The following is a 2,753-nucleotide window of genomic DNA, read 5'->3' on the forward strand; positions in this document are numbered from 1 at the left end:
GTCAGGTAACCCGAGTCGGCGGTCCGCAGCGCGGTGTCGGCGAGACCCTTACGAGCACCGTGCGTGGAGATGAAGTACTCCAGCACGGACAGACCCTCCCGGTAGCTGGCCTTGATCGGCCGCGGGATGATCTCGCCCTTGGGGTTGGCCACCAGACCACGGATCGCCGCGATCTGCCGGAGCTGGAGCAGGTTACCGCGAGCACCCGAGTTGATCATCTTCCACAGCGGGTTCTCCTGCGGCAGCGCGGTGTCCATCTCCTTGGCGACCTCGTTGGTCGCCTTGGTCCAGATCTCGATGAGCTCGCCGCGACGCTCCTCGGCGGTCATCAGACCACGCTGGTACTGCTTGTCGATCTGGTCGGCGTCCTTCTCGTACCGCGCCAGGATCTCCGCCTTACGTGGCGGAGCGATGACGTCCTCCATGCCGATCGTCACGCCGGACCAGGTGGCCCAGTGGAAACCGGCCTCCTTGAGCCCGTCCAGGGTGGCGGCCAGCGCCACCTTGGGGAAGCGCTCGGCGAGGTCGTTGACGATCGCGGAGAGCTGACCCTTGCGGATCTCGTAGTTCACGAAGCGGTAGCCCTGCGGCAGCGTCTCGTTGAACAGCACCCGACCCAGGGTGGTCTCCACGGTCAGCGGGTCACCCTCGACCCAGCCCTCCGGGGCGGTCCACGCCTCGGCACCAGAGCCGTTGTCGACCCCGACCACGTCGCGCAGGCGGATCTTCACCGGCGCCTGCAGGTGCAGCTCGCCGTTGTCGAAGGCCATCCGCGCCTCGGCGTCAGAGCTGAACGCCCGGCCCTCGCCCTTCTCACCGGCGGTGAGGTGGGTGAGGTGGTACAGACCGATGACCATGTCCTGGGTAGGCATGGTGACCGGCTTACCGTCGGCCGGCTTGAGGATGTTGTTCGACGACAGCATCAGGATCCGCGCCTCGGCCTGAGCCTCGGCGGACAGCGGCACGTGCACCGCCATCTGGTCACCGTCGAAGTCGGCGTTGAACGCGGTGCAGACCAGCGGGTGGATCTGGATCGCCTTGCCCTCGACCAGCTGCGGCTCGAAGGCCTGGATGCCCAGGCGGTGCAGGGTCGGCGCCCGGTTGAGCAGCACCGGGTGCTCGCCGATGACCTCTTCCAGCACGTCCCACACGACCGGGCGCTGACGCTCGACCATCCGCTTGGCGGACTTGATGTTCTGTGCGTGGTTGAGGTCGACCAGCCGCTTCATCACGAAGGGCTTGAACAGCTCCAGCGCCATCTGCTTGGGCAGACCGCACTGGTGCAGCTTGAGCTTCGGGCCGACCACGATGACCGAACGGCCGGAGTAGTCGACGCGCTTGCCCAGCAGGTTCTGGCGGAACCGGCCCTGCTTGCCCTTGAGCATGTCGGACAGCGACTTGAGCGGGCGGTTACCCGGGCCGGTGACCGGCCGGCCGCGACGGCCGTTGTCGAACAGCGCGTCGACGGCCTCCTGGAGCATCCGCTTCTCGTTGTTGACGATGATCTCGGGCGCGCCGAGGTCGATCAGCCGCTTGAGGCGGTTGTTCCGGTTGATCACGCGGCGGTACAGGTCGTTCAGGTCGGAGGTCGCGAAGCGGCCACCGTCGAGCTGCACCATCGGGCGCAGGTCCGGCGGGATGACCGGGACGCAGTCCAGCACCATGCCGAGCGGCGAGTTGCGGGTGTTCAGGAACGCCGCGACGACCTTGAGTCGCTTGAGCGCCCGGATCTTCCGCTGACCCTTGCCGGACCGGATGGTCTCCCGCAGGCTCTCGGCCTCGGCGTCGAGGTCCATGTTCTGGACCAGCGCCTTGATCGCCTCGGCGCCCATGGACCCGGTGAAGTACTCACCGAACCGGTCGCGCAGCTCGCGGTAGAGCAGCTCGTCGGTGACCAGCTGCTTCGGCTCCAGCTTGCGGAAGGTGTCCAGCACCTCGTCCAGGCGGTCGATCTCGCGCTGGGCCCGGTCGCGGATCTGGCGCATCTCGCGCTCTCCGCCCTCCTTGACCTTGCGCCGGACGTCCGCCTTGGCACCCTCGGCCTCCAGCTCGGCCAGGTCGGCCTCGAGCTTGGCGGCCCGCTTCTCGATCTCCGAGTCGCGGCTGTTCTCGGACTGCCGCTTCTCAGCCAGGATCTCGTTCTCGATCGTCGAGAGGTCGCGGTGACGCGACTCCGCGTCCACGCTCGTCACGACGTACGAGGCGAAGTAGATGATCTTCTCGAGGTCCTTGGGGGCGAGGTCCAGCAGGTAACCCAGCCGGCTCGGAACGCCCTTGAAGTACCAGATGTGGGTCACCGGAGCGGCGAGCTCGATGTGCCCCATCCGCTCACGGCGGACCTTGGAGCGAGTCACCTCGACGCCGCAGCGCTCACAGATGATGCCCTTGAACCGAACGCGCTTGTACTTACCGCAGTAGCACTCCCAGTCCCGCTGCGGACCGAAGATCTTCTCGCAGAAGAGCCCGTCCTTTTCCGGCTTCAGGGTGCGGTAGTTGATCGTCTCAGGCTTCTTGACCTCGCCGTGCGACCACTGACGGATGTCGTCGGCGGTGGCGAGACCAATGCGCAGCTCGTCGAAGAAGTTGACGTCGAGCACTATGTCCCCTATGTCGTCGTCTGTACTGCTAATTCTCGGGTGGGGTCGGGGGGGGGGGGGGGCGCCCCCCCCCCCCCCCCACAAACAAAAAAAAAAAAAAAAGGAGGGTGGGGGGGGAGTGTGTGAGTTGGGGTTTTTTTAAATGGGGTGGGGGGA

The 2,753-nt window shown here is 66.1% G+C and carries 1 protein-coding gene; it reads right to left on the bottom strand.

The window, feature by feature from the left end; all coding sequences use genetic code 11:
* Nucleotides 1–2,597: DNA-directed RNA polymerase subunit beta' (gene rpoC / locus ABZ749_RS33275; protein WP_357234934.1), on the bottom strand; the 2,597-nt coding region annotated here is incomplete at its 3' end.
* Nucleotides 2,598–2,753 lie beyond the last annotated feature (156 nt).

It is taken from the genome of Micromonospora sp. NPDC047753 (genome assembly GCF_040642735.1).
Lineage (GTDB): Bacteria > Actinomycetota > Actinomycetes > Mycobacteriales > Micromonosporaceae > Micromonospora.